This window comes from Salipiger sp., from assembly GCF_048261495.1.
Lineage (GTDB): Bacteria > Pseudomonadota > Alphaproteobacteria > Rhodobacterales > Rhodobacteraceae > Salipiger.
The window spans coordinates 165,173-190,006 of record NZ_JBLXFX010000001.1 but is presented as its reverse complement, the minus strand read 5'-3'; the positions used below and the strand labels follow the sequence as shown (position 1 = coordinate 190,006).

The following is a 24,834-nucleotide window of genomic DNA, read 5'->3' as shown; positions in this document are numbered from 1 at the left end:
CGGCGGCGGACCCCGGCAGAGCCGGGGCCCGTTTCGGGATCAGCTCACATCCTTGTAGCTGATTTCCTTGCGGTCCGTTCCGGTCTTGCTGCGGCGCACGTGAAGCCGGTTGAGCGCGTTCACATAGGCGCGGGCCGAGGCGACGACGGTGTCGGTATCGGCGGATTGCCCCGTCGCGATATTGCCGTCCTCCTCCAGACGCACGGACACGGTTGCCTGTGCATCCGTGCCCTCGGTCACGGCGTTCACCTGGTAGAGCTGCAGCCGCGCCTTGTTGGGATAGACCTTGCGGATCGCCTTGAAGGTCGCATCCACCGGGCCGTCGCCGTATTCGTCCGCGCTCGTCTCCTGGCCGCCGACCTCCATTTCGAGGATCGCCTCGGCCGGGCCGCCGGTGCCGCAGACCACCTTGAGCGATACGATCTCGAGATGATCGGCATCGCCTGCCATGGTCGCCGTCACCAGCGCGAGGATATCTTCGTCAAAGACCTCCTTCTTGCGGTCGGCCAGCTCCTTGAAGCGGACGAAGATGTCCTTGAGCTGGTTGTCCCCGACGTCGACGCCGAGATCCTTGAGCTTGGCGCGCAATGCCGCGCGGCCCGAATGCTTGCCGAGCGGAAGCGAGGTGCCGGAAAGGCCCACATCCTCGGGGCGCATGATCTCGAACGTCTCGGCGTTCTTGAGCATGCCGTCCTGATGGATGCCGCTCTCGTGCGCAAAGGCGTTCTTGCCGACGATGGCCTTGTTGAACTGCACCGCAAAGCCCGAGACCGTCGCGACCCGGCGCGAGATGTGCATGATCTTGCGGGTGTCCACGCCGGTGTCGAAGGGCATGATGTCGCCGCGCGTCTTCAGCGCCATCACGACCTCTTCGAGCGCGGTGTTGCCCGCACGCTCGCCGAGCCCGTTGATCGTGCATTCGATCTGCCGCGCGCCCGCCTCGACCGCAGCGAGCGAGTTCGCCGTCGCCATGCCGAGGTCGTTGTGGCAATGGGTGGCAAAGATCACCTCGTCCGCGCCGGGGATCGTCTCGATCAGGCGGCGGATCAGCTCGGCGCTCTCGCGCGGGGCGGTATAGCCGACGGTATCGGGGATGTTGATCGTGGTGGCACCCGCCTTGATCGCGATCTCGATGGTGCGGCAGAGATAGTCGAACTCGGTCCGGGTGGCGTCCATCGGCGACCACTGCACGTTGTCGCAGAGGTTGCGGGCATGGGTCACTGTCTCGTGGATGCGGTCGGCCATCTCGTCCATGGTGAGGTTCGGAATGGCGCGGTGCAGCGGCGAGGTGCCGATGAAGGTATGGATGCGCGGGCGCGCGGCATGTTTCACCGCCTCCCAGCACCGGTCGATGTCGGGGATCTGGGCGCGGGCGAGGCCGCAGATCACCGCCTCCTTCGACCGCTGCGCGATCTCGGACACCGCCTTGAAGTCCCCTTCGGAGGCGATGGGAAAGCCGGCCTCGATGATGTCGACGCCCATGTCTTCGAGCAGCTCCGCGATTTCGAGCTTTTCGGAATGGGTCATGGTGGCGCCGGGGGATTGTTCGCCGTCGCGGAGAGTCGTGTCGAAGATGAACACGCGGTCTTTGGGTTGGTCTGTCATTGTCCTGATCTCTGTCTGGTCTTCGTCCTGCGGGTTTCGCCGGCGCGAAACGGGTCCCCTCTGAGCAGCCGCGCCGGGATGCGCGCTCAGAGGCGGATTAGGAGAAGACGCAGGCCCAGCGCAACAGCCGCGCCGGGGGCACGGGTCTGGATCGCGGTATGGCCAAGGGTCAACATGGGGCGGACTATAACCCCAACGCGGCAAATGAAAACTCCAAAACGTGCGAAGATCCCCGGAAATTTCCGCTGCGCCGCGGCACGTGTCCCGGCGGGGGTTTCGGACGGGGCGGCGGCTTGGCATAGTCGGCGGCAGGTGCAGCATGGCAGGTGAGACGATGATGGTTCGATGGGTGTGCGCCGCGGCGCTGGCGCTGCTGTTGCCGCTGGCGGCCGGGGCGCAGGAGCGGTCGCAGTCCCGCGCGTTTTACGTCTTCGGAAATTCCCTCGTGCATCATCTGGGCGAGCAGGAGCACGCCAACATGCCCCATTGGCTGGCCGAACTGGCGCGGGCGGACGGGGGAAACCTTGCGCTCGACGGGCAATGGGGGTTCCTGCGCAACTTTGCCGACGACATGCCGCCGCGGCCGAACTGGACCATTCCGGGCGTGACCGGCCATTGGGATGCTGGGCGCGGTGCCTTCGGCGATGCGGGCTTTGTCGGCGTGCTGATCACCCCTGCGAATTTCCTGCAATACCAGGCGCCCGACCGGCCCTATGACGGCGACAATCCCACCGGGGAAAGCCCGCTGGGGGCCACGCTGCGCATCGTCGACTGGCTGCAGGGACGGGTGCCGGGGACCCCGATCTGGATCTACGAAGGCTGGGCCGAGATGAACGCGATCTCGCGCGGGTTCCCGCCGTCGGACAGGGCGCTGCGGCGCTATTACGACCATCTCGGCGGCGAGTATGCCGCGTGGTACGACACCCTCGTGGAGCAGGTGAAGGAGGCCCGGCCCGAGGTCGATGCCCGCCTGCTTCCGGTGTCGCGCGTGCTCGGGCAGTTGCTGGCCCGCGACGGCATCCTCGGCGACCTGCCTGCGGATGCGCTGTTCGTCGATGCCGATCCGCACGGGACGCCCTCGCTCTATTTCCTTGCGGCGATGATTTCCTACGTGGTGCTTTACGACGCGCCGCCGCCTGCCGGCTACCGACCCCCGGACACGCTGCTGCCCGAGATCGTCGACCGCTACCCCGAGATCGCTGCGCGGATCGTCGAGGCGGTCGCGCCCTACCGCCGGGCCGCCGCCGATGCCGGGGCGCCGGGCGGTCCCGCCGCCGATCCGGCGCCGTTGCCGCGTCGGGCGGCGGTCGAGCTTCCCCCGCGCGGCGCGAGGCCGGAAAGTATTCCCGCCCTGGGGATGGGGTTGAACGGCATTTCCGACTGGTCGACCCAGCAGCCCTTCATCGACGTGATGAAGACCGCGCGGGAATGGGTCGGCCACCTGCCCGGCCAGTGGGGCGGCGTTACCGCCGAAGAGCTGCGCGCCGAAGGGGTTCTCGACGACAACGGCTGGCCGCGCCGCATTCCCGAGCGCACCGAACGGCTGGAGGCGCTGATGCTCACCGATCAGCCCGAGGATGCGCTGTTCCTGCGCGGCAAGTACCTGGTGTTCTGGGAGGGCAAGGGCGATCTCGACATCACCGGCCGCGCGCGGCGGGTCTACCGCGAGAGCAACAGGGCTGAATTCCACTACGAACCGGGCGAGGGGTCGGTCGGTATCTCGATCAGCGCGACCGATGCCGACGATCCGATCCGCAACATCCGGGTGATCCGCGAGGATCTTCTGCCGCTTCACGAGGCGGGTGCGATCTTCAACCCCGACTGGATCGACCGCATCCACGATCTGCGGCAGGTCCGGTTCATGGACTGGATGATGACCAACGGCTCGCCCGTGCAGGGCTGGGCCGACCGGCCCCGGCTGACCGATTACACCTGGTCCGCCTGGGGCGTGCCGCTCGAAGCGATGATCGCGCTGGCCAACCTCGTCGGCGCGGACCCCTGGTTCACCCTGCCGCACATGGCCGATGACGATTATGTCCGGCGCTTTGCCGAGGCGGTGAAGGCGGATCTCGATCCCCGGCTGAAGGCGCATGTCGAATATTCCAACGAGGTCTGGAATTTCGTCTTTCCGCAGGCGGGTTGGGCGGCAAGCCGCTCCGAAGAGCTCTGGGGCCCCTCCGAAACCGGCTGGATGCAGTTCTACGGGCTGCGCGCGGCGCAGGTCATGGACATCTGGACCGAGGTCTTCGGAGACGAGGCAGACAGCCGTCTGGTCCGCATCGTCGCGACGCACACCGGCTGGCCGGGGCTGGAAGACAGCATCCTGACGGCGCCGCTGGCCTATCTGCGGCTGGGTCACCCGCCTGCGGAAAGTTTCGATGCCTACGCGGTGGCGGGGTATTTCGGCTATGAACTGGGCGGCGAAGACATGGCGCCCCGGATCGACGACTGGCTGGCCCGCTCCGAAGCGCAGGCAGAACGAGAGGGCGAGGCAAAGGGCCTCCGGCGCGTGGCGCTGCGGGAGGAGGTGCGCGAACACAGGTTCGACGCGGCGATCCTTCCCGTGGCGATGGCGCTGCAGGACGGCTCGCTCAGGGAACTGACCGACGAGATCTTTCCCTACCATGCCGGGGCCGCCGAAGCCGCGGGCCTGCGCCTGCTGATGTACGAGGGCGGCACCCATGCCTCGGCGCAGATGGAGCGGGTGAACGACGAACGCCTCACCGCGTTCTTCGAGGTCTTCAACTACAGCCCCGAGATGGCCAAGCTCTACGAACAGCTGCTCACCGGCTGGACGGCGGCGGGGGGAACCCTGTTCAACGCCTTCGTGGATGTCGCCCCGGCGTCGAAATGGGGAAGCTGGGGCGCGCTGCGCCACCTCGACGACACCAACCCGCGCTGGGACATGCTGATGGCCTACAACGCCACCGCCCCCACCGATTGGGAGGACCGTGACCCCGGCGCTTTTGCCGACGGCGTCACCCGGCGCGGCGATGCCTCCGCGAACCGGCTGCCGGGCACCCCCGAAGAGGACATCCTCCTCGGTCTCGGCGGGGATGATACGCTGATCGGCGGCGGCGGGGGCGACTACCTTTCCGGCGGGCCGGGCGACGATCTGGCGATCCTCGACGGGCGCCGGGCGGACTATGCCTTTGCGCGCGAGGGGAACCACCTGATCGCCACCGGACCCGCTGGCCGGGTGACGCTCACCGATGTGGAGCGGCTGGAATTCACCGAAACGCCCGGCGAACGGCTGGCGACGGCGGGCCTCTAGGGCGCTTCGTCGATGCCCTTGGTGCGCAGGATCTCATCCGCGAGGGTTTCCGCCCCGAGGCTGGCGCGGAAGTCGTTCTCGACCCTGGCGCGACCGCCCGCGCTCAGGCGCGTCGCCGCTTCGGGGTTCTGGGCGAGGTCGCGGATCGCGCGGGCCAGGGCGGTCGGGTCCTTGGGCGGCACCAGCTTGCCCGAGATACCGTCCTCGATCAGTTCGCGCACGCCGCCCGCGTCGGTCCCGATGGTCGGCACCCCGCAGGACATCGCCTCCATGTAGGCGACGCCCAGCGGCTCGTGCCAGGAGGCCAGCACGAAGACATGCGCCTCCAGCAGCTTGGCGCGCACCGCGTCGGCGTCGATCGCGCCGAGCAGTTTCACGTGGTCCTGAAGCCGAAGCTTGCGCAGATGCGCCTCTAGCTCTGTCCGGTAGCCGGCGCCGCCCGCGTCATCCTCTCCGGCGATCTCGAGCCGCACGTCGACGCCCTGGTCGAGAAGCTGGCGCACCGCGGACATCAGGTCCTGGTGTCCCTTCACCACGTTTAGGCGCCCGCAGGAGAACAGCTTCATCGGGCGGCCATGTTCCGGCGGAACATACGGCGCCGGGCGCCGCAGCCGCGCGGTATCGACCCCCATCGGGCGAACCACCACGCGGTCGGGAAGCGCGTCGCCCAGGGCCTCGACCGCCTCGGCCAGCAGCTTGCGGGTGATGATCGTGGCAAAGCTGGCGCCGCGCCACTTGAACTTCTGGCCGGGCCCGTAATCGGATAGCGGGCCGTGCAGGGTCAGCGAATAGGTCGGCCCCCCCATCTGCGCCGCCAGCGCCGCGATCAGCGCCGCGCGGCCGCAGGAATGCACATGAACATGGTCGAGCCGGTGCCGGGCGGCATGGTCGACCAGCGCCCGCGCGGCCGATAGTGTCACGATCACGTCGCGGGCAAAGCCCTTGCCCTCGCGCAGCAACCAGCCCGGCAGGCCCCGCGGCGTCAGGTCCGCCAGCGCCTTGAGCGCGGGCACCGGGCGCAGCTGCCCGAGATAGGTCGTCTTCGCGATGGCATCCTGCGACCAGTCGTGCGAAATCAGCCCCGGAGGCGGCATGCGGGTGGACAGCAGATGCACCTTGTGGCCCATCTCCTCCAGCGCCTGAACTTCGCGCCAGAAAAATATATGAGTCTGCCCCGGGAATTGGGGCACAAGGTAACCGATCCGCAATGATTGCGACACGCATCCCCCGCTGTCTTACCGCCGAGCCGGTATGGTCCGGCATTCGATATTTGTTTTATGCGATTTCATTGTTTGGCCACAGTTTGATGGCAACCCGGATCGTCAAGTGAGGCTGGATTTTGAACATGTGTGGCTGCATTGGTACGAATCATGGCGGATGACCCGGCCGTGCGGGCGGTTCCGGCCCTGTCGGTCGTGCTTCCTGCCAGCAACGAGGCCGAATGGATCGGCCCGTGCCTGCGTGCGCTCTGCGGATCGAAATGGACGAATCCCTCTTTTGTCGAAGTCCTGGTGATCGCCAACGGCTGCCGGGACGACACCGCCGACCGGGCCCGCGCCATGGCCCCGGTCTTTGCCGCGCGGGGGTGGGAACTGGTGGTGATCGAACGCGACGAGGGCGGAAAGCTCGGCGCGCTCAACGCCGGTGACGCTGCCGCGCGCGGCGCGATCCGGGTCTATCTCGATGCCGATGTCACGGTCAGCAACGGTCTGCTCGGCCAGTTGCACCATGCGCTCGACACCGACCGGCCGCGCTATGCCAGCGGCCGCGTCAGGATCACCGCGCGCGGGGCGGTCTCGCGCGCCTATGCCCGGATCTGGCGACGGGTGCCGTTCATGGCACAGGGCGTGCCCGGCTGCGGGGTCTTCGCGGTGAACGCGGCGGGCCGGGCGCGGTGGGGGGCCTTTCCCGACATCATCTCGGACGACACCTTCGTGCGTCTCAGCTTTGCGCCGGACGAGCGGATCGGCGTGCCCGCCAGCTACGACTGGCCCATCGCCGAAGGCATGTGCAACCTGATCCGCGTGCGGCGCCGGCAGGACACCGGCGTGACCGAGATCGCCGACCGCTTCCCGGAGCTGGCCGCCAACGACGACACCCCGGCCGTGCCGCTGTCGGGAAAGCTCGCGCTTGCCGCGGGGGACCCCGTCGGGTTCGCGGTCTACACGGGTGTCGCGCTTGCCGTGCGGATGCGGCCCGCGCCCCCCACGGACTGGAGCCGCGGCCGATGACCTTTGCCTTCATGGATCAGGTGCGGGGAAGCTCGCTGGCGGCGCGGGCGATCCGGTCGTCGCTGCTCATGGTGGGGGGCTTCGGCTTCAGCCAGGTGCTGCGATTGACGTCGAACCTCATCCTGACGCGGCTGCTCTTCCCCGAAGCCTTCGGCATGATGGCCCTCGTGACGGTCTTCATGGTCGGGCTGACGCAGTTTTCCGACGTCGGCGTGACCCCCGCGATCCTGCAGAGCAAGCGCGGCGACGAGCAGGATTTCCTCGACACCGCCTGGACCATCCAGGTCATGCGCGGCATCTCCCTGTGGCTGGTGGCCTGCGGGCTGGCCTGGCCCACCGCCGCATTCTACGGAGAGCCGCAGCTTCTGCACCTGCTTCCGGTGGCCAGCTTCACCCTCGTCATTCTCGGCTTCAGACCGACCCGAATGGATACGGCGAACCGGCATCTCATGCTCGGGCGGGTGACGGTGATCGACCTCGGCACCCAGACCATCGGGCTGATTGCCGCCGTGACGCTGGCCTGGGCGACCGGCTCGGTCTGGGCGCTGGTCGCCAGCGGCATCGTCAGCACCCTCGCCGAACTCTACCTGAACTCCCGCTTTCTCGCAGGCGGCAGGAACCGCTTCCGCTGGGAACGCGCCGCCGTCGAAGAACTGGTGACCTTCGGCAAGTGGATCTTTCTTTCCACGGTCTGCGGTTTCTTCTTTTCCCAGGCCGACAAGCTGCTGATCGGCAAGTTCGTCCCGCTCGACCAGTTCGGCGTCTACAACATCGGCTTCTTCCTCGCCTCCTTCCCGATGCTGCTGGGCGGGATGGTGACGCGCAAGATCCTCATCCCGATCTACCGCGAGAACCCTCCGAAGCAGAGCCGCGAGAATTTCCTCAGGCTGCGCAAGATGCGCTGCGTGGTGACCGCGCTGCTGATGCTCATGGTGGGGGTGTTCGCCCTGCTCGGCCACTGGCTGGTCGATCTGATGTACGACGACCGCTATCTCATGGCCGGGGCCGTCACCGTCATCATCGCGGTGATGCAGATGCCCCAGATCATCGTGCAGACCTACGATCAGGCGGCGCTGGCCGCCGGAGACAGCCGCAGTTTCTTCGTTCTGGCGCTCACCCGCGCGGTGTTGATGGTGGGGTGCCTGCTGATCGGCGTCCAGATGGCGGGGCTTTTCGGCGCGCTGATAGCGCAGGGGGTCGCCTTCCTGCTGGCCTATCCGGTCGTGGTCTGGCTGGCCCGGCGCATGGGGGCCTGGGATCCGATGCACGATGCGCTGTTCGCGTTGATGGGCGCGGGGCTGGCGCTGGTGGCCGCGATGGTCAACTGGCCGGCCATCGCCACGCTTGCGGATTCCTCTTTCTGACCCGGGTAAATTCCGAAAAACGCGACAATTTCTCCTGAAATTGTTATTGTCGCCCTCGGCGCAACAAATGCGGGGCAAACCCTTCGCAATTGCGGCGCTCGTGGGGTGGATACCTAAAAAGCGCCGCAATTCCTCCCCATTTCCTGTCTACCAGAGGGGCGGTCAAGCGTGGCGGGGTCAAGGGGTCATGGCAGTCGATATGCAATACGATTCGGACGACAACGACATCGCGATCGTCGGGATGGCCGCCCATCTTCCGGGTGCGGAGGATATCGCACGCTATTGGGACAACCTGCGCGCCGGCCGCAGTTCGATCCGCCGCCTTTCGGACGAGGCATTGCTGGAGGCGGGAGAAGCGCCCGGCCTGCTGCGTCACAAGGACTACGTGCCCTTTGCCGCCCCGCTCGACGGGTTCGAGAATTTCGATGCGGAATTCTTCGGGTTCTCTCCCAAGGAAGCGGCGATCATGGACCCCCAGCACCGCCAGTTCCTCGAAACCGCCTGGGAGGCGTTCGAGACCGCAGGCCATGTCCCCGAGACCTTCGACGGCCAGGTGGGCGTCTTTGCGGGCTGCGGCATGGGCAGCTATTTCTATTTCAACGTCTGCTCGAATCCGGATCTGGTGGAAAACACCGGCATGTTCCTGTTGCGCCATACCGGCAACGACAAGGACTTCATGACCACCCGGCTGAGCCATGTCTTCGACCTGCACGGGCCGTCCATCAACCTGCAGACCGCCTGCTCCACCTCGCTCGTGGCGACGCATTACGCCTGTCAGGCGCTGCTGAACGGCGAATGCGACATGGCGCTTGCGGGCGGCGTGACCATCGAACTGCCGCAGGGGCGGGGCTATCTCTACAAGGAAAACGAGATCCTGTCGCCGGACGGCGAATGCCACGCCTTCGACCATCGCGCGCAGGGGACGGTCTTCGGTTCCGGCTCCGGCGTGGTGGTGCTGCGCCGCCTGAAGGATGCCGTTGCCGACGGCGATCACATCTGGGCCGTCATCAAGGGCACCGCCGTCAACAACGACGGCGCGCAGAAGGCCGGGTATCTCGCGCCCTCCGTCGACGGCCAGGCGGCGGCGATCGCCGAGGCGCAGGCGATCGCGGGCGTGACCTCGGACACCATCGATTATGTGGAATGCCACGGCACCGGCACCTATCTCGGCGACCCGATCGAGGTGGCCGCCATGACCCAGGCCTTCCGCGAAAGCTCGGACGCGGTGCAGCATTGCCGCATCGGCTCGGTCAAGACGAACATCGGGCACCTCGACACGGCGGCGGGCGTGGCTGCACTGATCAAGACCTCGCTGGCGCTGCATCACCGGGAAATTCCCGCCTCCCTCGGATACGAGGCCCCGAATCCGTCGATCGACTTCGATGGCTCGCCCTTCATGGTGAACGCCGCGCTCACCCCGTGGGCGCGTGGCGCGCATCCCCGCCGGGCCGGGGTCAATTCGCTGGGTGTCGGCGGCACCAATGCGCATGCCGTGCTGCAGGAAGCGCCCGAGCGTGCCGCCTCCGAAGACAGCGACTGGCCGTTCCAGATCCTCACCCTGTCCGCCCGCAGCAAGGCGGCGCTCGACGAGCAGTCCAGGCGCCTTGCCGCCCATCTGCGCGCGCATCCCGAACAGCCGCTGGCCGATGTGGCCTTCACCCTCAAGGAGGGCCGCCGCGCCTTTGAAAAGCGCCGCGTCGTGGTGGCCGAGAGCCACGAGGAGGCCGCCCGCCTTCTGGAGGAGGACAACCCCCGCCGCGTGCACGGCCATTCCGCGCTGGACCGGCCCGACGTGGTCTTCATGTTCCCCGGCGGCGGCGCGCAATATGCGGGTATGGCGCAGGACCTCTACGAGACCGAGCCGGTCTTTGCCGAATGGATGGACCGCGGGCTCGACGTGCTGGCCGATCTGTCGGATCACGACATCCGCGCCCTCTGGCTGCCCGAAGACGGCGCGCGCGCCGAGGCGGACGCGGCGCTGAAACAGCCCTCGCTGCAACTGCCGCTCATCATGATCGTGGAATACGCGCTGGCGCAGCTCTGGATGAGCTGGGGCGTGACGCCGGCGGCGCTGGCCGGGCATTCCATGGGCGAGAACACCGCCGCCTGCGTGGCGGGCGTGATGAGCTTCGAGGATTGCATCGGCCTCGTTCACCTGCGCGGGCGGTTGTTCGATACCGTGCCCGCGGGGGGGATGCTGTCCGTCAACCTGCCTGCGGAGAGGTTGCAGCCCTACCTGGGTCGGGACCTGGACCTCGGCGCCGTCAATGCGCCCGAACTGTCCGTCGCCTCCGGACCGAAAGCCGCGCTCGACGCTCTGGAAAAGACCCTGAAGTCGGATGGCGTCGACTGCCAGCGCATCGCCATCGACATTGCGGCCCACAGCCGGATGCTCGACCCGATCCTGAACGATTTCCGCGCCTACCTGCGCAGCATCGACCTGTTCCCGCCGCAGATCCCGCTGACCTCGAACCGCACGGGTCAGCTGATGACCGACGCACAGGCAACCTCGCCCGATTACTGGGTCGAGCACCTGCGCGGCACCGTCCATTTCGCCGATTGCATCGGCGCGCTGTCGGATCGTGCCGACCGCATCTTCCTCGAGGTCGGACCGGGCAGGGCGATGTCGGCCCTCGCGCGCCAGCACGGGACGGTGCCGGGGCAGCAGGTGCTGTCCTCGCTGCGTCATCCCGAGGATGCGATCCCCGACGACAAGCACATGTTCGAGGTGCTGGGGCGGCTCTGGGCGCTGGGCGCGACGGTGGACTGGTCGCAGATCTGGGGCGAGGCGCGGCGCAACCGCGTGGTACTGCCCACCTACGCCTTCCAGCGCGCGCCCTATTTCATCGCGCCCGGCAAGGCGCAGACAGACACGGCGCCGCAATACCTGATGCGCACCGACGACGTGGCGCAATGGGGCTGGAAGCCGGTCTGGCGCCCCCGCGCCGCGCAGGTCGAGGTCGACGTGGCCCATGCCATCTCCGACGCCGACCCGCAGACCTGGCTGATGTTCATGGACGAGGCCGGCCTTGCCGCACGGGCCGCCGCCCGTCTGACCGCAGCCGGGCATACCGTGGTCGAGGTGCGCCCCGGCGACAGCTTCACCCGGGTTTCGGACACGCGCTACATCGTCGCGCCGGAGCGCGGTCGCGAAGGCTACGACCTGCTGATCCGGGATCTTGCCCTGCGCGGCCATGTGCCGACGCGGATCGCGCATTTCTGGATGGTGACCGAGGGGGAACACCACCGCCCCGGCTCCAGCTTCTTCCACCGGGTGCAGGAACAGGGCTTCTATTCGCTGCTGTTTCTCGCGCAGGCCGTGGCCGAGGAAAATCTGCCCCGCCCGCTGCACATGACCGTGGTGACGAACGGTGCCGCGCAGGTGCGGGACGAAGCGCTGCCCTACCCGTCGAAATCCACCGTTGCAGGCCCCGCCCGGGTGATTCCGCGCGAGTTGCCGGGCGTGACGGTATCGACCCTCGATCTGTGCCTTCCCGATATCGGGAAGCAATCCCTTTTCGCAGCCGCCCGTGCCGGAGCGGCCCGGACCGCCGCGTTCGAGGCCCTGACCGACGCGCTGCTCGAGGACCTCCTGTCCGAGCCTGCCAACGCCATCGCCGCCCTGCGCGGCGCGCGGCGGTTCGAATGCGCCATGAAGCCGGTTCCGATGCCGGAGGCCGATCCCCTCCGGGCAGAAGGCGGCACCTATCTCGTCACCGGCGGGTTCGGGGGCATCGGGCTGACGCTGGCACGGGACCTGGCCTCGCGGGGGGCCAACCTCGTGCTGATCGCCCGCCGGGACCTGCCCAAGCGGGCGGATTGGCCCGAATACCTAGCCCGGCACGCGCCCCGCGATCCGCTCGCCCGCCGCATCCGCGCGGTGCAGGCGCTCGAAGAGGCCGGGGCGGAGGTCATGGTCGCCGCCGCCGACGTCTGCAACCTGACCCGGATGCGCGCCGTCAAGGCAGAGGCCGAGAGCCGCTTCGGCCGCGTGACCGGCGTCATCCACGGCGCGGGGGTGATCGACGACGGTCCGCTGATGACCAAGTCGCCCTCCGCGGTCGAGGATGTGTTCACGCCCAAGCTGCATGGCACCGAAGTACTGGGGGAAATTTTCCCGGATGGGGAATGCGACTGGATCGTGCTCTTTGCATCCTCTTCGACCGTGACCGCCCCGGCCGGGCAGGTGGATTACGTTGCCGCCAACGAGTACCTCAACGCCTTCGCCCGCAGCCGCGCCGGGGGGCGGACCCGTGTCACCGCGATCAACTGGGGCATCTGGAACGAGGTCGGCATGGCCGCCGAGGCCGTCGCCGCCCGCCGGGGCGACACGCCCGAAGCGCCGGTCGAACCGGTCGCGGTGCCGCTGCTCGACAGCAAGACCTTCGATGCCAAGGGCAACCGCCTGTTCACCGCCAGCTATTCGGCGGCCGACTGGATCATCGACGAACATCGCACGAAGTCCGGGGATGCGCTGCTGCCCGGTACAGGCTACCTGACGCTCGCCGCCCATGCGCTGAGGGCGCAGGGCGAAACCGGCGCCTTCGAGATCCGCGATCTGACCTTCCTGCGCCCGCTCCGCGTGGCCGACGGGGCCTCCCGCGACGTGCGGGTGCGCCTGAGCCGGCGCGACGAGGGATACGGCTTCGAGGTTCTCGCCGATGCGACCCTCGGCGGCAGACGCGGCCACGCCCTGACCGCGCAGGCGACCCTGTCCCTGATGCCCCTGCGCCGCCCCGATGCGCTGGACCTTGCCGCCATCCGCAATCGTTGCGGCAAGCCGGTGAGCGCCGCGCCGGGCGCCAAGCTTGCCACCGCGCAGGAGGTGCAGCTGGCCTTCGGACCGCGCTGGAAGGTGCTCGACGGCCGCGCGCTGGGCCGGGCCGAGGGGATCGCCGACCTGTCCCTGCCGCCGCAGGCGCAGAACGACGGCTGCGTGCTGCATCCGGCGCTGCTGGACATCGCGACCGGCTGGGCGATGGAACTGATCGATGGCTACCAGCCCACCCATCTCTGGGTGCCGGTGTCCTATTCCCGCGTCCGGGTGCATGCCCCGCTGGGCGGGAGCATCGTCAGTTGGGTCCGCAACGCCGCCGAGAACCGCGCCGATGCCGAAACGGCCAGCTTCGACATTACGTTGTGTGCCCCCGACGGCATGGTGCTTGTCGAGGTGTCGGGCTTTACCATCCACAAGCTTGCCAGTGCCGACGTCCTGCATGCCGCGCCCCGGCTCAGCGCCGCGGAACTGGAGGCCGAGGCGCCAGGCGATGCCTCGCAACCGCTGTCCGCCGCCGAGGAACGCCTCGCGCACAATCTCTCGCAGGGCATCCTTCCGCAGGAGGGCGTGACCGCCTTTGCGCGGGCGCTGGCGCTGGGCCTGCCGCAGGTGGTCGTGTCCTCCATGGACCTCGACCAGCTCACCCGGCAGACCGCCGCCTCGTCCGAGGTGAAGGCCGACGGCCAGAAATTCGACCGCCCGCAGCTCGATGGCGATTACGTCGCGCCGGACAACGATATCGAGCGCACGCTCGTCGGTTTCTGGGAGGATCTGCTGGGCGTGCAGAACGTGGGGGTCGAGGACAGTTTCTTCGATCTCGGCGGGCACAGCCTGATCGCGGTGCGCCTCTTTGCCATGGTCAAGAAGGCCTGGCGCATCGAATTCCCGATCTCCGTCCTGTTCGAGGCGCCGACGATCCGCAAATGCGCCGCGATGATCGCGGAGCGGACCGGCCTCGGCCCGGACGGCACCGCCACCTCCGACGTCGCGCCCAAGGCGCCGGAGCGGCGGTTCACCCACCTCGTGCCGATGCATGACGGCGAGGGCGGCGCGCGGCGCCCGTTCTTCCTTGTCGCGGGGATGTTCGGGAACGTGCTGAACCTGCGCCACCTCGCGCATCTTCTGGGCGCGGACCGGCCGTTCTACGGCCTCCAGGCGCGCGGCCTCTACGGCGGCGAAGCGCCCCACGACAGCATCGAGGACGCGGCCCGCGACTACATTGCCGAGATGCGGCAGGTGCAGCCCGAAGGCCCCTACATGGTCGGCGGCTTCTCCGGCGGCGGCATCACCGCCTACGAGATCGCGCGCCAGCTCGAAGTGGCGGGCGAGGAGGTCGCGCTCTGCGTCCTGCTCGACACGCCGCTGCCGGTGCGCCGTCCCCTGTCCCGCCGCGACCGCGCGGTGATCCAGTGGCAGGAGGCGCGGGCCAAGGGACTGTTCTACCCCCTCGTCTGGGCCCGCAACCGCATCCGCTGGGAAATCGCCAAACGCCGCGCGAAGGACGAGACCGGGGCCGAGCACAGCTTCCACAATGCCGAGATCGAGGCGGCCTTTCTCACCGCCGTGGGCCGCTACACGGTCCGTCCGTGGGAGGGCCGGCTGGTGCTCTACCGCCCGCCGCTGGTCGGCAAGTGGCAGGTCGCGCCGGACCGCATGGTGAACTCGGAACGCGCCTACGTGCTGCCCGACAACGACTGGCGCCGCTTCGTGCCGCACGTGGAGGTGCACGAGGTGCCGGGCGACCATGACAGCATGGTGCTGGAACCCAACGTCAGGGTACTGGCCGCGCTGATGCGCGAGGCGATCACCGGCGCCGACACGCCCGCCAGCGGCGGCGAAGTGGTCACCTTTCCCGGATCGCGGGCGGCGGAGTAGGGCATGGACGCGCGGCTTCTGATCGTTTCGCTGAACTACCGGACGCCGGAGATGACGCTGCGCTCGGTCCGCTCGGCGCTCCGGGAGATGGCGGGGCTGAACGCCGAAATCGTGGTGGTGGACAACGACAGCGGCGACGGTTCGTTCGAGCTGATGCAGGCCGAACTCGCCGCGGCCGACTGGGCGCGGGGCGCGCCGGTCCGGCTGATCCAGTCCGGGCGCAACGGCGGCTTCGGTGCGGGGAACAATGTCGGCATCCGCGCCGGATGGTCGGACGGATCGCGGCCGGACTACGTCTACCTGCTGAACTCCGACGCCTTTCCGGACCCCGGCAGCATCGGCTTTCTGAAGCGCCATCTCGACACCCATCCCGAGGCCGGGTTCGCCGGCAGCTACATCCACGGCGAGGATGGCGAACCACACGTGACCGCATTCCGCTTTCCCTCCATCGCGTCGGAATTCGAAGGCGCCGTGCGTTTCGGCCCGGTATCGCGCCTGCTGAAGCACCGCGCGGTGCCGATCGGCACGCCGCCCACGGGACGGGTCGACTGGCTGGCCGGGGCCTCGATCATGATGCGGCAGTCGGTCCTGGACGAAATCGGCCTCTTCGACGAGACCTTCTTTCTCTACTTCGAGGAAACCGACCTCTGCCTGCGCGCCGCCCGCGCCGGGCACCAGACCCACTACATCCGCGAAAGCGAAGTGACCCACATCGGGTCGGTCTCGACGGGGATGAAGACCTGGGCCCGCGTGCCCGGTTTCTGGCTCGACAGCCGGTGGCACTACTTCACCAAGAATCACGGCCGGGGCTATGCGGTCCTGGCCACCCTCGCGCATGGGGCGGGCGGTGTGCTCTGGAGGGTGCGGCGCCTGCTTCAGGGCAAACCGCCCGCCGATCCGCCACATTTTCTGCGCGATCTTCTGACACATGACCTCAGGGCGATGACCCGGCCCGTGCCGGGACAAAGCCACGCGGGGGGCGCCCGTCCGACGCCCGCCGTCATCGGGGCAAAAGCGGAGTAAGGCACATGGCCAGGTTTTCCAGCGTCGTCATCGGCAACGAATCCCTCCTCGTCCAGTGCAGCGAAAAGCTGCTGGATGCGGGGCACGCGATCCGCGCGGTCGTGACCCGAAACCCCGACATCGCGGGCTGGGCCGAAGGGCGCGGCCTGAGCGTCGTCGCGCCGGGCCGGGATCTTGCCGCGCGTCTGCCCGGCGGCTTCGACTGGCTGCTGTCCATCGCCAATCTCGACATGATTCCCGCCGACGTGCTGGCCCTGCCCACCGGGGGCGCGGTCAATTTCCATGACGGCCCGCTGCCGCGTCACGCGGGCCTCAACGCGCCGGTCTGGGCGCTGATCGAGGGGGAAACCCGCCACGGCATCACCTGGCACATGATCGAAGGCGGCGTGGACGAGGGCGACATCCTCGTCTCGCGCGGGTTCGACGTCTCCTCTGCCGATACTGCGCTGACCCTCAATACCAAGGCCTACGAGGCCGCGATGGACAGCTTCGGAGAGCTTCTCGGCCAGCTCGAATCCGGGCTCGTCCGGGTGCCGCAGGACCTGTCCCTGCGCAGTTATCACGCGCTGGCGGATCGTCCCTCCGGGCACGGTCTGCTAGATTTCACCCGGCCCGCGTCCGAGGTCGAACGCCTTTGCCGCGCGCTGGATCACGGCGGCTATGCCAACCCGCTCTCTGCCGCGAAAGTGCGCTCGGACGGGCGGATCCGGCTGGTCGGCTCGGCCCGCGCGGTCGACGGGCAGGGCACGCCGGGGCAGATCCTCGACGCGACAGACGATCACCTGACCGTCGCCTGCGGCACGGGCGCGGTGCGGCTGGGCCATTTCGCACAGCCCTGCGGCGCGCCGGCGCCGGTGGCCCTGATCGGCAAGGCGGGGCAGTCGCTGGACCTGCCGACCGCCGAAGAGCGCGCCGCCATCGACAGCGCGATCCGTGCCGTTGCCCCGCACGAAAACTTCTGGCGCAAGCGGCTGGCCGGGCTGTCCCCGCTCGAGCTCGGGGGCCTCGGCAAGACACCGGGCGAGATCGCCGCGCGTCCGCTGACGCTCGGCGATACCGTCGATGCCGCCACCCTCGTCGCGATCTGGGCGGCGCGGCTCGACCCGGAACATGCCGATCTCGCCTATGCCGACGCCGGGATGGCCGCGCGTGCCGGGGGCGGGCTGATCGCCCCTTGGGCGCCGCTGCGCGTCACGCCCGGCGCCACGATGGCCGAGACCGCGCGGACCACCGCCGAGGCGCTGGAGGAGGTGCAGAGGCGCAAGGGCTTCGCGACGGATCTGCCCGCCCGCGAACCCGCGCTGTCAGGGGCGCCGCAGGTGCCGCATATCGGCCTGTCCCATGGCGCGGGATTCATTCCCGGCACCGTGCTGACCGTCGATCTCGACCAGGGCGCGACGCTCTATCACGACAGCGGCCGCATCGCGCCGGAGCAGGCCGAACTGCTCGCCGCGCGGCTGGAACTGCTGGCGGCGACGGCGCAGGCGGACAGTGCCGTCGCGACCCTGCCCCGCATCAGCGGGGCCGAGCGCGCGATGGTGCTCGACCAGTGGAACGACACCACCCGGGATCACGACCGGAGCCTGACCATGCACGCCGCGTTCGAGGCGCAGGTGGCCCGCACGCCCGAAGCCGTCGCGCTGGTGTTCGAGGGGCAGAGCCTCAGCTATGCCGACCTCGATGCGCGCGCCAACCGGACCGCGCAGGTGCTGCGCGGCATGGGCGTGGCACCCGGCACGGTCGTCGGTCTCTGCACGCGGCGGTCGGTCGACCTGATGGTCGGCGCGCTGGGAATCCTCAAGGCGGGCGGGGCCTATCTGCCGCTCGATCCCGCCTATCCGGCGGACCGTCTGCGACACTACATCGCCGACAGCGGCGCGCCGGTGATCGTCACCCAGTCCGGGCTGAAGGACACGCTCCCGCCGCACGCCGCGCAGCTTCTGGTGATCGACGCGGACCCGCGCCTTTCGCAGGCGCCGGCGACGCGCCTGCAAGAGACGAGCGCGCCTGACGATCTCGCCTACCTGATCTACACCAGCGGTTCGACCGGCACGCCCAAGGGGGTGATGATCGAACACCGCAATGTGCTGAATTTCTACGAGGGCATGGACCGCCACGTGCCGCACGATCCGGCGGGCACCTGGCTGGCCGTCACCTCGCTCAGCTTCGACATTTCGGTTCTCGAGCTGTTCTGGACCACCGCGCGCGGCTTCACCGTGGTGCTGACCTCGGACGAGGATCGCGGGATGATCTCCGGGGGGGCGATGCCGCTGTCGGATCACGGCATGGACTTTTCGCTGTATTACTGGGGCAATGACGACGGTGTCGGGCGCGACAAGTACGGGCTGCTGCTCGACGGTGCGCGGTTCGCCGACGACAACGGCTTTGTCGCGGTCTGGACGCCGGAGCGGCACTTCCACGCCTTCGGCGGCCCCTATCCGAACCCCTCGGTGACCGGCGCCGCCGTCGCGGCGGTGACCCGCAACATCGCCGTGCGCGCCGGGTCCGTGGTGGCGCCGCTGCACCATCCGGCACGCATCGCCGAGGAATGGGCCGTCATCGACAACCTCACCAACGGGCGCACCGGGCTTGCCATAGCCTCCGGCTGGCAGCCCGACGATTTCGTCCTGCGCCCGGAAAACACGCCGCCGCAGAACAAGGTGGCAATGATCGAGAATATTTCTCTGATCCGGGACATGTGGCGCGGCACCCCCGTCGCCTTCCCGAAGGCCGACGGCACGATGCACGAGGTGGTGACACAGCCGCGCCCGGTGTCGACCGAACTGCCGGTCTGGGTCACGACCGCCGGCAACCCGGAGACCTGGAAGGAAGCGGGCAAGCTCGGCTGCAACGTGCTGACGCACCTGCTCGGTCAGTCCATCGACGAGGTCGCGGACAAGATCCGCCTCTATCACGAGGCGCTGCGCGAGGCCGGGCACGATCCGAAGGCGTTCACCGTCACGCTGATGCTGCACACCTTCCTCGCGGACACCCGCGATCACGCCCGCGAAGTGGCCCGCGAACCGATGAAGGATTACCTGCGCTCGGCCGCCGGTCTCATCAAGCAATACGCCTGGGCCTTCCCCGCGTTCAAACGCCCGCAGGGGGTGAACAACCCCTTCCAGCTCGACCTCGACATCCTCACGCCGGAGGATCTCGAAGCGATCCTGGATTTCGCCTTCGAGCGGTATTTCAACGACAGCGGCCTGTTCGGCAACGTCGAGGATGCCCTTGCCCGCACCGAGGAACTGAAGCGCATCGGCGTGGGGGAAATCGCCTGCCTGATCGACTACGGCATTCCGCGCGAACAGGTGCTCGACGGGCTTAAACCGTTGGCGCAGGTCGTCAGGCGGAGCAATGTCGCGCCGGAGCCGGAGGCGGACGATTTCTCGATCGCCGCGCAGATCCTGCGCCATGACGTGACGCATCTGCAATGCACGCCCTCCATGGCCCGCATGATCGCGATGAACGACGAGGCGCGCTTTGCCCTGTCGCGGGTACGGCACCTGTTCCTCGGGGGCGAACCGCTGCCCGGCGCGCTGGTGCAGGAATTCGGCCGCATCACCGACGCCACGATCACCAACATGTACGGGCCCACCGAAACGACGATCTGGTCTTCGGTCGAACCGGCCAAGGGGACCGACGGCGTGGTCAACATCGGCTTGCCGCTGGTCAACCAGCAGCTCTACGTTCTGGACGAGGCGCAGCAGCCGGTCGGCATCGGCGACCCGGGCGAGCTCTGGATCGGCGGCGAAGGCGTGACCCGCGGCTATTGGGGCCGCGAGGAGCTGACCGCCGAGCGTTTCGTGCCGAACCCGTTCCACGGCGGGCGCATGTACCGTACCGGCGACCTCGTGCGCCGCCGCATCGACGGCCGGATCGACTTCATCGGCCGCGTCGACCATCAGGTCAAGTTGCGCGGTTTCCGCATCGAACTGGGCGAGATCGAGGCCGCGATGGAAGCGCAGCCGGGCATCACCCAGGCCGTCGTCTCGGCGCGCGAGGATCAGCCGGGCGACATCCGGCTTGTCGGCTACTATACCTCGGACGCCCCCGTGGACGAGGCGGCGATGAAGGCCGCGATGGGGGCGAATCTGCCCGCCTTCATGGTGCCGACGCACATGATGCGGCTCGACGCCTTTCCGCTGACACCGAACAAGAAGGTCGACCGCAACGCCCTTCCCGCGCCTGCGGCCCGCCGCGTCGCGGCGCCGAAACCCGCTCCGACGCCTGCGCCCTCCGCGGCCCCCGTGGCCGGGCCCGCCCGCAGCGGGCAGGCCGGCGCGGCGCTGCAGAAGCAGATCGCCGGAATCTGGACGACCGTGCTCGGCGTCGCGGATATCTCAGGCCGGGACAACTTCTTCGACCTCGGCGGGCATTCGCTTCTGGCGGTGCAGGCGCATCGCTCGATCCGCGACGAGCTTGGCGCGAAGGGCCTGTCCATCACCGACATCTTCCGGTTCCCGGTGCTCGAGGATCTGACCGCCCGCGTCTCTGCGCTGGTGGAGCCGGCCCCGGCCGCAAACGCGGCCCCGGCAGAGACCGCGCCGGACCCCGCCGCGAACGACCGCGCGCAGGCCCGGACCGATGCCATGTCCCGCCGCCGCGCCATGCGGGCCCGCCGCAGCGCGTGACGGGATGACCCCGGCGCAACTGCAGGCCCTTCTGCCGCAGGATCTCCCCGCCGGGCTGGGCTGGGCCGTCTCCGGCCCGGTCACCTCGCCGGGGCGCCTGTTTCCCGAGGAACGCGCCCTCGTCGCCCGTGCCGTGCCCGCCCGCCGCGCGGAGTTCATCGGCGGACGGCTTGCGGCGCGCGAGGCCATGGCCCGGATCGGGCTGCCCCCCGCCGCCATTCCGCCGATGCCGGATCGCGCCCCGCGCTGGCCCGACGGCGTGGTCGGCAGCATCACCCATACCGAGGGCCTGTGCCTTGCCGTGGTGGGACGCGCGGCGCAGTGGCGCGCGCTCGGCATCGATCTCGAAGCCGACACGCCGCTTCAGACCGACCTTCTCCCCGAAATTGCGGAACGGGACGAACTGGCCACCTGCGACCTCCCCCAAGAGCTTGCAGGCAAACGGATTTTCAGCGCCAAGGAAGCGGCTTACAAGGCGCAGTATCCGCTCACCCGAACGCTGTTCGGCTTTGATGCCATGCGCGCGGACCTTGCCGGGGGCGAACTGCGCATGGTCGTGGACATCGGCCTCGGCAGGGGCGCGCGGCTTCCCCTGACGCAATGGGTCGTCGACGGCATCATCCTGTCGCTCTGCGCCCTGCCGACCTGACTGCCGCCTCTCGGTCAAACATCTGGAAATATGTCGAAAATGTGTTCCCGATCCCGAATATCGGGACGGTCTGTTTCCGTTTTGCGCCGGGAAAAGAATGGCAAGAATGGGGCAATCTGGCTAAATTGTGTCATGAAGGCGACGCAACCGGACCCGATCGGGATCCTCGCGCCGCTTTTCGAACGCATTGGGGGCCACTTTGCGGGAGCATGACAGTTGAACCAGTTCCAGTCGATTGACGAGATCTTTGCCGCCCTGCGTCGCCGGGTCGGTCTTATCCTGTTCGTGATCGCGGCAGGGTGCGCCGTTTCGGTGTTCTTCGCGCTCCGCCAGGTCAAGGTCTACGAAGCGACCGCCGTCGTGCAGATCGAGGATGCCCGCGTTCGCGAAAGCACCGCCGGTGGCACCGCCCCGACCGAGGATGCCTCGCGTCGGGTTCGGCTGATCGAGCAGCGGATGATGTCGCGCGACAATCTCGCCAAGATCATGGAAAAACACAACCTTTTCATGGATCTGCCGGACGTGACGCTGAACCAGCGGGTGTTCATGATGCGCGAAGCCGCCCGCATTCAGGAGATCAAGGCCAATCCGCAGAACTTCGGCGCCGCGCCCGAAGCGCCGTCGGGCCTGATGATCACGGTCACGCTGAACGATCCGCAAAAGGCCGCCGATGTCGCGAACGAGCTGATGTACACGGTCATCGAACAGTCCCGCACCCGCGGCGCCGACCGCGCCCGCGAGGCGCTCGGTTTCTTCGAAGAGGAAGAGGCCCGCGTTGCCGCAGATATCGAGGCGATGGCCCTGCGCATCGCCGAGTTCAAGACCGCCAATGCCGACGGCCTGCCCGCCGGTGTCTCCTCCCTGCGCGACCAGCAGGCCACGCTCGAGGATACGGTGCTTGAGCTCGACCGCGAGATCGTGGCGCTCCAGACCAACTCCGCCCGTCAGCGCGAGGGGGTTCTCGAACGCCAGATCGCCCTGCTGTCCGAGCAGAAGTCGCTGGTCGAAGAGCGTATCGCCAGCCTCGAGGAAACCATCCGCCAGTCGCCCGAAATCGAACGTGCGCTGTCCGGGCTCGAGCGCGAGCTGACCCAGCTTCAGGACCAGTACAGCGTCATCACCCGTCGCAAGGCAGAGGCCGAGATGGGGCAGGCGCTGGAAGACCGCCAGCAGAGCGACCGCTTCGAAGTGCTCGAAACCGCGCTGGTTCCCGAGGTTCCCGCCTCCCAATCGCGCCGCAAGCTGGCGATCATGGGTGGCGTGGCGAGCATCATCGCCGGCTTCGCGCTTGCCTTCATCGTCGAGATGCTGAACCCGGTGATCCGCAGCGCCGACCAGATGGAGCGGATGCTCGGCATGCAGCCGGTCGTCGCCGTGCCCTACGTGCAGTCCCGCGGCGAGCGCCGCCGCCGGGGGCTCGGGCTTCTCGCGATGCTGGTCGCGCTCGGTGCCGCGATCTGGGCGGTACTCCGCTTCGGTGGCGGGATGATCCCATGGCAGTCGCTGATCGAGCGGGTCCTGCCGCGCGCGGCCCAGACCTGACAGCACCCCGCGCGACACTGCAAAACCCCCGGCCGAGGATATCGGCCGGGGGTTTTGCCTGTCCGGGGCAGGGGGCCCGGATCAGTAGGAATACTTGCGCAGCGTGGTGCCTTCGGCCTTGTTCAGGACCGTGCCCAGCAGCGGCGTGGTGGTGCCCATGCGGCGTTCGACCTCGCGCACTTCCTTGTCGGTCGTGAGCCCGCCGCCGATCACCAGAAGCACGCCGTCGAATCGCGCGCGGAAGGCGATGACATCGTCGTAATACAGCGCGGGCGGCAGATCGAAGAGCATCACGTCCGGTTTGAGCCGCTCCTGCAGCGCGTCGAGCGTGTCCTCGGTCCGGGGATCCTGAAGCAGTTCCGCGGCATAGGGTTCGACCGCGCCGTTGAAGCCGAAGGCGATGTTGCGGCCGGCGTGAATGTCGTTCTCGCCCATGCGCATCAGGTGGTCTTCGGGACGGATGATCCCGCGCAGCATGTCCCCCATGGAACCGGGATTGCGCACACCCATGACCTTGTGCAGCGTCGGCCGCCGCAGGTCGCAATCGAGCAGCAGCGTCCGGCAATTTTCCTGCCGCGACAGGCTGATGGCAAGGTTCGCGGCGGTAAAGGTCTTGCCGCAATCCTTGGTGGGCGAGGTCACGGCCACGCGCGTCCAGCCGTTTTCGGACAGTGCCTGAAGCAGGCGCGTGCGCAGGATGTCGAAGGCGGCATGGGCCGGGTCCTGGCGGCTGGCCGTGACGATCCGGTTGCGGTCGAGGTGCCGTGCATCGACGGTGAAAGACGGCAGTTCGCCCCAGGACAGCGCCCGCTGCTCAGGCGCGGCGGTCGGCGCGACGGGCGTTTCGAGCCGCAGCGGTGCCTGCGCCGGCCGTGCCGCCGCGCGCCGCGCAGCCCGCTCCGCCGCCTCGCGCCGTGCGGCGTCTTCCCCGGCCTTGCGTGCCTCCTCGGCCTTGCGGTCAGCGTCCGCCTTGCGCGCCTCTTCAGCCTTGCGCGCGGCTTCGGCCTTCTGCGCCTCCTCGTGGCGCCGGGCCTCTTCGGCCTTGCGGGCAGCATCCGCCTTGCGCGCCTCTTCAGCCTTGCGCGCGGCTTCGGCCTTCTGCGCCTCCTCACGGCGCCGGGTCTCTTCGGCCTTGCGGGCAGCTTCCGCCCTGCGGTCCTCTTCGGCGATGCGCGCGGCTTCCGCCCGTTCCGCCGCTTCACGCATGCGGGACTCTTCCGCCTTGCGGGCGGCCTCGGCGCGGCGGGCTTCCAGAACCCTGCGCGCTTCCTCGACGCGGCGGGCTTCCTCGGCCTTGCGGGCCTCGTCCTCGCGCGCGCGTTCGATGGCGGCCCTGGCGGCGACGGCGCGGCGGCGCTGCTCGGCAAGCTCTTCCTTCCGGAGCGCTTCCTGCCGTGCCAATTCCTCGGCCTGCGCGGCGGCCTCGGCCAGCCGCGCCGCTTCGCGTTTCTGCGCCTCGGCGCGTGCGACGGCCTCGTTCAGGCGGCGCTCTTCCTCGGCGTCTTGCGCGGCGATCTCCTCCGCCTCGCGGCGGCGGCGGGCGAGACGGTCTTCGCGGGTTTCAAGCGGGTCGATCCGGGCGTCCTGACCGTCCTCGGCGGGATGGGCCGTCTCTTCCGGACGGTTCCTGCGTCGGAATTTTCGGCGATCCATCATGGTCATGCTCCCGGCACCGGGCTGACGACACGCGCCCGGGCCCCGCGGAAACCCCCGCGGGTGCACCCGGCATACACCATTTTACCATTCGCTCGCATCGGCCTGCCTGTCATGGGCGCCCTTTCGGGCGCGGCGTCTCGTCGCTCGTTTACCTCGATCCCGTTTAACCAGAGGAGTCGGGCAGGAATAAGGCCGGAACGCGGG

At 68.5% G+C, this 24,834-nt stretch carries 11 protein-coding genes; 8 read left to right on the top strand and 3 right to left on the bottom strand.

Annotation, left to right across the window (positions count from 1 at the left end):
* Positions 1–39: 39 nt before the first annotated feature.
* A complete protein-coding gene (locus ACN0RJ_RS00820; RefSeq protein ID WP_417723113.1) occupies positions 40–1,605 on the bottom strand; it encodes a 2-isopropylmalate synthase in 1,566 nt (521 codons plus the stop codon).
* A gap of 337 nt (positions 1,606–1,942) precedes the next feature.
* Between ACN0RJ_RS00820 and ACN0RJ_RS00815 the strand changes: the two genes are divergently transcribed.
* A complete protein-coding gene (locus ACN0RJ_RS00815) occupies positions 1,943–4,879 on the top strand; it encodes a calcium-binding protein (RefSeq protein ID WP_417723112.1) in 2,937 nt (978 codons plus the stop codon).
* On the opposite strand, the gene epsE is transcribed toward ACN0RJ_RS00815, so the two are convergent.
* Entirely contained in the window at positions 4,876–6,087 is a 1,212-nt protein-coding gene (gene epsE / locus ACN0RJ_RS00810; protein ID WP_417723401.1) for an exopolysaccharide biosynthesis GT4 family glycosyltransferase EpsE, read from the bottom strand. The two genes, ACN0RJ_RS00815 and epsE, sit on opposite strands and share 4 nt — an antisense overlap.
* A gap of 162 nt (positions 6,088–6,249) precedes the next feature.
* Between epsE and ACN0RJ_RS00805 the strand changes: the two genes are divergently transcribed.
* From ACN0RJ_RS00805 to ACN0RJ_RS00775, 7 genes are all read left to right on the top strand, one after another.
* Positions 6,250–7,110: a glycosyltransferase family 2 protein gene (locus tag ACN0RJ_RS00805; protein ID WP_417723111.1), complete on the top strand. Its 861-nt coding sequence runs from the start codon at positions 6,250–6,252 to the stop codon at positions 7,108–7,110.
* Positions 7,107–8,474 carry an oligosaccharide flippase family protein gene (locus ACN0RJ_RS00800; protein ID WP_417723110.1) on the top strand — a complete coding sequence of 456 codons (1,368 nt, stop codon included), beginning with the start codon at positions 7,107–7,109 and terminating at the stop codon, positions 8,472–8,474. The genes ACN0RJ_RS00805 and ACN0RJ_RS00800 overlap by 4 nt, the downstream gene beginning before the upstream one ends.
* Positions 8,475–8,661: 187 nt before the next feature.
* A complete protein-coding gene (locus tag ACN0RJ_RS00795; protein WP_417723109.1) occupies positions 8,662–15,126 on the top strand; it encodes a type I polyketide synthase in 6,465 nt (2,154 codons plus the stop codon).
* Positions 15,127–15,129: 3 nt separating this feature from the next.
* Positions 15,130–16,149 carry a glycosyltransferase family 2 protein gene (locus ACN0RJ_RS00790; protein ID WP_417723108.1) on the top strand — a complete coding sequence of 340 codons (1,020 nt, stop codon included), beginning with the start codon at positions 15,130–15,132 and terminating at the stop codon, positions 16,147–16,149.
* A 5-nt stretch (positions 16,150–16,154) separates the two neighbouring features.
* Positions 16,155–20,783: a MupA/Atu3671 family FMN-dependent luciferase-like monooxygenase gene (locus ACN0RJ_RS00785; protein WP_417723107.1), complete on the top strand. Its 4,629-nt coding sequence runs from the start codon at positions 16,155–16,157 to the stop codon at positions 20,781–20,783.
* Positions 20,784–20,787: 4 nt separating this feature from the next.
* Entirely contained in the window at positions 20,788–21,432 is a 645-nt protein-coding gene (locus ACN0RJ_RS00780; protein ID WP_417723106.1) for a 4'-phosphopantetheinyl transferase family protein, read from the top strand.
* A gap of 216 nt (positions 21,433–21,648) precedes the next feature.
* On the top strand, positions 21,649–22,974 hold the full coding sequence (locus ACN0RJ_RS00775) for a GumC family protein (protein ID WP_417723105.1): 1,326 nt from the start codon (positions 21,649–21,651) through the stop codon (positions 22,972–22,974).
* 81 nt (positions 22,975–23,055) lie between these two features.
* Here the strand turns inward: ACN0RJ_RS00775 and ACN0RJ_RS00770 are convergent, their stop codons facing one another.
* A complete protein-coding gene (locus ACN0RJ_RS00770; protein WP_417723104.1) occupies positions 23,056–24,630 on the bottom strand; it encodes an exopolysaccharide biosynthesis protein in 1,575 nt (524 codons plus the stop codon).
* Positions 24,631–24,834: the final 204 nt, after the last annotated feature.